At 34.9% G+C, this 6617-nt stretch carries 4 protein-coding genes and 1 tRNA gene; 3 read left to right on the top strand and 2 right to left on the bottom strand.

Annotation, left to right across the window (positions count from 1 at the left end; genetic code table 11):
* Window positions 1-74: 74 nt before the first annotated feature.
* Window positions 75-1712 (top strand): L-glutamate gamma-semialdehyde dehydrogenase, encoded by a 1638-nt coding sequence (pruA, locus tag ABRY23_14275; protein ID MFA3784222.1) that lies wholly within the window; start codon window positions 75-77, stop codon window positions 1710-1712.
* Window positions 1713-1811: 99 nt separating this feature from the next.
* Here pruA and ABRY23_14270 read toward each other — a convergent pair whose 3' ends face one another.
* Window positions 1812-3461, bottom strand: a complete 1650-nt coding sequence (locus ABRY23_14270; GenBank protein ID MFA3784221.1) for a beta-N-acetylhexosaminidase — start codon at window positions 3459-3461, stop codon at window positions 1812-1814.
* 112 nt (window positions 3462-3573) lie between these two features.
* Window positions 3574-3645: transfer RNA gene (locus ABRY23_14265), tRNA-Arg, on the bottom strand.
* 253 nt (window positions 3646-3898) lie between these two features.
* Between ABRY23_14265 and ABRY23_14260 the strand changes: the two genes are divergently transcribed.
* Window positions 3899-4420 carry a hypothetical protein gene (locus tag ABRY23_14260; protein MFA3784220.1) on the top strand — a complete coding sequence of 174 codons (522 nt, stop codon included), beginning with the start codon at window positions 3899-3901 and terminating at the stop codon, window positions 4418-4420.
* A 5-nt stretch (window positions 4421-4425) separates the two neighbouring features.
* The gene (locus ABRY23_14255; protein ID MFA3784219.1) at window positions 4426-6597 is read left to right on the top strand and encodes a TonB-dependent receptor domain-containing protein; all 2172 of its coding nucleotides are present in this window, start codon (window positions 4426-4428) and stop codon (window positions 6595-6597) included.
* Window positions 6598-6617: the final 20 nt, after the last annotated feature.

Here is a 6617-nt window from a genome sequence, read left to right as displayed (position 1 = left end):
TTCATATCCCATTCTTGCAATAAATTTCCTAATTTTCGTATGAAAATAATTTTAAAACGAAAAAAGGGATTATTATGGCAAACGCAATTTATAATGTACCGTTACCACCAAATGAACCAGTAAAAAACTACTCTCCTGGCTCGCCAGAAAGAACAGCATTAAAATCAAAATTGGAAGAATTGCAAAATCAACAGATTGATATACCGATAATTATCGGCGGAAAAGAAATTAGAACTGGCGATACCGAAAATTGTATTTTACCTCACAACCACCAGAAAGTAATAGGCAAATATCATAAAGCAGGTGAAAAAGAGGTAAACTTAGCTATCAAATCCGCTATGGAAGCACATAAGTTTTGGTCAAGAATGGATTGGCAAGACAGAATTGCTGTATTTTTAAAAGCTGCCGACTTGCTTAGCTTAACTGAATGGCGTTATATATTAAATGCAGCTACAATGCTTGGTCAAAGCAAAAACGTGTTTCAAGCAGAAATTGATTCTGCTGCAGAGTTAGCCGATTTTTTTAGATTTAATGCTTACTATGCAATGCAAATTTACCAGCAGCAGCCACTTCACTCGCCATTTGGTATGTGGAACAGAATGGAATACCGACCACTTGAGGGATTTATATTTGCCGTATCGCCATTTAATTTCACATCAATAGCAGGTAATCTTCCTACCTCTCCAGCAATAATGGGAAATGTAGTTTTAATGAAACCAGCATCCAGCGCCGTTTATTCCGGTTATTGGATAATGAAACTTTTACAAGCAGCTGGATTGCCTGATGGTGTGATTAATTTTATTCCAGGTTCGGGTTCAAAAGTGGGAAATCCTGTAATGGCTTCTGAACATTTTGGCGGAATCCATTTTACTGGAAGCACTCCAACTTTTCAAAGCATGTGGAAAACAGCAGCATCAAATTTATCTAAATATAAATCCTATCCGAGAATTGTAGGTGAAACTGGCGGCAAGGATTTTGTTTTTGCTCATACAAGTGCCGATGTTGAAGCATTGGGTACTGCATTAATACGAGGTGCTTTTGAATATCAAGGGCAAAAATGTTCAGCAGCTTCACGCGCTTATATTCCAAAATCTATTTGGGACAAATTAAAAGATTATATGATAAGCGAATTGAAGACCATTAAAATGGGTGATGTTTGCGATTTCGCAAATTTTATGAATGCAGTAATTGATAAAAATGCTTTTAGTTCAATCACTTCTTATATAGAATATGCAAAAAAATCAAGCGAGGCTGAATTCATTTATGGTGGGAAATACAGTGACTCAGAAGGATATTTTATAGAACCAACTATAATTTTAACCTCAAATCCAAAATTCAAAACAATGGAAGAAGAAATTTTTGGACCAGTATTAACAGTTTATGTTTACGATGATAATAAATACGAAGAAACATTACATCTTTGCGATGAAACTTCTGCTTATGCATTAACTGGTGCAGTATTTGCTCAAGATAGAAAAGCAATTGAACTTGCAGATAAAATATTAACCAATGCAGCGGGTAATTTTTATATTAATGATAAACCTACTGGTGCAGTAGTAGGTCAGCAGCCATTTGGCGGTGCACGTGCAAGTGGAACTAATGATAAGGCAGGCAGTTACTTGAACTTAATTAGATGGGTATCTGCGAGAACAATTAAAGAAAACTTCATTCCACCTAAAAACTATAGATATCCGTTTATGAGTGAGAAATAAGCTTTTGACTTTCGTACCAAGATAAAATAACTCGGCATGTTTTTCTAAGAAAGTGGGTTGACATTTTGCGAACAATTACTGCTGTCAACCCATTTTTTATTAATCATCTAAATTCGTTTTACTATAATTCCACCCGAGCTGTTCATATTTTTTAACTAATTCATTTACTCTAAACAAGAACGATTTATAGTTTTTTAACTCTTTTGGTGTCCATACATCTTCGGCAAGTGCTGCTAATCTTGGAAGTAACATGTATTCAGCATGCGATGGTGTAGGAACATATTCTGTCCATAAGTTTGCTTGTCCGCCTAATATATGCTTGGATTGATCCTCTGTTAAACTGTCAGTAGGAGTAGGTTCAAAAGAATAAACTTTTTCAAGAGGAAGATTCCCACCTATAGCTTTAGGTTCTGTTTCTGGGTCGCCCTGATAATAATCGAAATAACAAAATGTAGTAGGGGTCATAACAACATCATGCCCGCTTCTTGCTGCTTCAATTCCACCTTTAATTCCACGCCAGGACATTACAGTTGCTTCGGGTGCAAGACCACCCTCCAAAATTTCATCCCATCCAATTAATTTTTTCCCTCTTGAAATTAAAAATTTCTCTATCCGTTTCATAAAATAGCTTTGCAGTTCGGCTTCATCTTTTAAGTGTTCGCTTTTAATTCTTGCTTGACATTTAGGGCATTTTTTCCACTCTGATTTATCAGCTTCATCGCCGCCAACATGAATGTATTTGCCAGGAAAAAGCTTTATTACTTCATCAAGGACATTTTGTAAAAAGATAAAGGTACTGTCATTGCCAGCACAAAAAATATTTGTTATAGGCCAATATTGCCCTACTGGCACTTGAAATGGACCGCCTGTACATGAAAACTGAGGATAAGCAGCTAAGGCTGCCATAGCATGAGCTGGCATTTCGATTTCGGGAACAATAGTTATAAATCTATCTTTGGCATACTCTACAATTTCTTTAATATCATCTTGAGTATAATAGCCGCCGTAGGTTGCCTTCTCGCCAGGTTTTGCTGGTTCACGTTTGTTCCATTCTTGATTCTCTCTATCAACGCGCCAAGCTCCCACTGAGGTTAATTTAGGATATTTTTTTATTTCTATCCGCCAACCTTGATCATCGGTTAAATGCCAATGAAAAATGTTGATTTTATGCATTGCTAAAATATCCAGATATGTTTTAATAAATTCTTTTGGGAAAAAATGACGTGCTACATCCAGATGCATTCCTCTCCATTTGTACCTTGGTAAATCACGAACATGGAGGCATTTAACTGACCAGTTGACATTATTTACTTTTGTATTACTATACACTTCAGGGGGAAGCAGCTGCAGTAAAGTTTGAACAGCATAAAAAAGACCGGCATCTTCATTAGCCTCAATCAAAATTTTAGATGGACTTATTGTAAGTTCGTATCCTTCTTGACCAAGCTGTTCATCCTTAATGTAATTAAAAGAAATATAGTTGCTTTTAACGTTGTTGGTATCTTTTTCGAACTCAAATGGATAACCTGTTGATTTCTTTAGTGTTGTTGCAAGATAGTCTGCAATGCTGCTTTGTTTTTTATTCTCAAAATCATAAATGATTCTTGTCTGCTGATTGAAAACAAAATTACCATCTGATGAAATTATTTGTGAGGGATAAGGAACGATCGGCAGCTTTTGAATTTCTGTTAATCTTGCACAACCGAAAAATGAAATTAATAGCAATAGAAATACTAAAAAGCGCTTCATAAATTTCTCCAAGTTATTTTCAATTTAGTTGTAATTAAAACCATCTGCTAATTATGCACTATCTGCATTCAATATTTTTCATTCTAAATACCTAGCGTTTCCTTGCTCTCAGTACCCCTGGCGGGAATCGAACCCACACTTCGAGCTCCGGAGGCTCGCGTTCTATCCATTGAACTACAGGGGCACAGTAATTTTATCCAATAAAATTCTTAAAGATTAGAGCGAAATTAAAAGTAACAAATAAAAGTTAATTAAAGTTAATTAGTTTTACACTACCGTTTAAGGTAGTTTTTGTTATATGAACTTTTGAAATAGTTATTACATATTTAATCCACTTAGTAACATAAAGTTGTTAACTCAGTAAAGCGAATTAAATTGTGTGAGGAAAATTTACTTTTCTTCCTTTATATTTCGATATGATAGATTCAACGGTGTCAATGAAAAAATATTTATTGATATTTCTTTTTAGTTCAGTCGTTTTTATTGCACGTTGTGACAAAGGCATTGAGCCTAATCCTTTGCCTGAGTCGAATGGGACAACAGGCTTTGCTGGAACAATTACCTTTTCAGGCAATTGGCCAGATAGTGTTAAGTTAACTCTGTTGGTCGTATTCAAGAATAAATTACAAAGTGCACAAGATTTTGGATCGCCAAACTTAAGCTATGCTATTGGTCCTATCCCTTACGGAGCAACAATTTACAATTACAACTCAGTTGATAATAGTTATTCGAGCTTGTCTACTCTTGATGCAGGTAGTTATAATTATGTTGTTGTTGCACAATCTACAAAGGAAACAATTTCACTGGATAGAAAAGATTGGTTCGTTGCAGGCGTTTATTGTGTAAATGGCAATCAATCTCAGCCAGCTACGCTGATTATTGAAAAAGGGAAGATGACTCAAAACGTGAATATAAATGTTGATTTTAATAATCCACCTCCACAACCGCCAGGGGGTTGAATGTAATGAAGATATTAATTACTCAAGTGTTGCTTCTTTGCTCGATAGTAATATATAGTCAAACAGGAACAATAACTGGCAGGGTTATTGGTACAGATGGAATTCCAATCTTAGGTGTTAATGTAATTTTAGTTAATACGCACTACGGCACAGCTACTGACAGTAAAGGCTTTTTTGAGTTAAAAAATGTTCCTTTAGGAAAATATACAATTCAATTTTCTGCAATAGGTTATCAGAAAAAAATTATAGAAAATTACGATGTGAAGGATATTAATCCGCCATTGAAAATAGTAATGCAAGAGCAAGCAATTGAGACCCCACAAATTGTAGTAAGTGCAACCAAGTTTGAACAGAAAAAAGAAGACCTTACAGTCAGCACCTCGATAATTCAGCCGGATTTTATAGCAAGAAAAAATTTTACAACTTTTGATGATGTCCTTCGTTATGTGTCAGGTGTGCAAATGACTTTAGACCAAGTAAGTATACGTGGTTCGAGCGGCTATAGTAAAGGTGCAGGCACTCGTGTGTTAGTTGCTATTGATGGTGTACCACTTTACTCGGGCGATACTGGTGACATTGTTTGGGAAATGATTCCATTGACAGATATAGAACGAGTTGAAGTAATTAAAGGTCCTGCTAGTTCACTTTATGGTTCAACTGCAATAGGCGGTGTAATAAATATTATTACAAAGAGTTCATCGAAAAATCCAATAACTCAAATAATGACTTATGCTGGCGTTTATGATAAGTCTAAATATGATTCTTGGAATTGGAGCAATAATTATAGAACCTTTTATGGTTTTGGATTTTCTCATTCAAATTCAGTAAATAAGCTTGGCTATACGATTTCACTTAAAAAATTAGAAAACTCAGGTTATCGAGAAAATGATTTCAGCGAACGCTACCTTAGTTACGCCAAACTAAATTTCAGTATAGATTCCTCAAATACTTTTTCCTTCCTGATTAACAACTTAATTATGAACAGGGGCAACTTTTTGTACTGGAAAGATTCCCGTAATGCGTTAGTACCTAAGGATGAAGATAACGGTAATACAATAAGATCAAATAGGTGGTTTCTAAGTTTAATTTACAATCACAGCCTAAGTAAAAAAAGCGCACTGCAATTTAAATCAAGTTTTTACAGAACATATTTTGAAGGCAGAGGTATTGAAGTAACTACTTCAACAGCAAACTTATTTAGAAACGAACTAATTGGAAACTTCAGATTTACTGACAGCTTTATAATAACTGTAGGTGGTGAATTTTCTTACGCACATGTTAAATCAAACATTTTTGCCAACCCTAATTTTTTCAATGCTGGCATGTATCTTCAAGCTGAGTACAAAGGGATAGATAAATTAATTGTAACAACGGGAATAAGATACGATTACATAAAATTAGATACGCTTAGCGGTGCTAGTGCCGTAACGCCAAAATTTGGGTTAAATTATAAGTTAAGTAAAAATATAATATTGCGAGCTTCAATGGGTACTGGGTTTAGGGCGCCAACACCCGCTGAAGTTTTTACAACTGCAGGTGTTGGAGGCGGTGTTAATGTTGTTCAGAACCCGGATTTAAAATCAGAACGAAGCTTATCTTTTGAAGCAGGTGCTCTAATTAAATATAATTCTAATCTTTCGTTTGATATGGCATTTTTCCAGACCGATTATGAAAATTTTATAGAACCAAATTTGTTAAAGTCAGGCGATATTAAATTTATAAATCTTCCTAAGGCAAGAATACAAGGCTATGAACTTGTAACCGAATGGAATGTGCTGCCACAAATACTTACTCTAAAAGCAAGTTATAATTATTTATGGGCAAGAGACCTTCAATTACACAAAGCTATGAAATACCGCCCAAGAAATGTACTCTACGTAAACTTTCAATATTATCCATATCCATTTGACTTTGGTATTGATTTTAGATACTGGAGTAAGGTGGAGGAAATTGATAATCTTCTTGTTGAACCGCCTCTTGCTCTCGTTGTAGATGGCTATAAACGTGTGCCAGTTTACGTTACCGATATAAATATAGGGTACAACTTTTTTATCTCTACAATTCCAGCAAAAGTATTTTTGAACATCAAAAATCTGTTCAACTACTATTATGTGGAATTTATTGGAAATGTAGCACCTTTAAGAAATATTTCATTAGACTTAGAATTATTTTTCTGAAAATTGCATCTCGATTTAAG

It is taken from the genome of Melioribacteraceae bacterium 4301-Me, assembly GCA_041538185.1.
Classification (GTDB): domain Bacteria; phylum Bacteroidota; class Ignavibacteria; order Ignavibacteriales; family Melioribacteraceae; genus Pyranulibacter; species Pyranulibacter aquaticus.
Note: the sequence above shows the minus strand (reverse complement) of the source record. Positions and strands in the feature narration are given on the sequence as shown.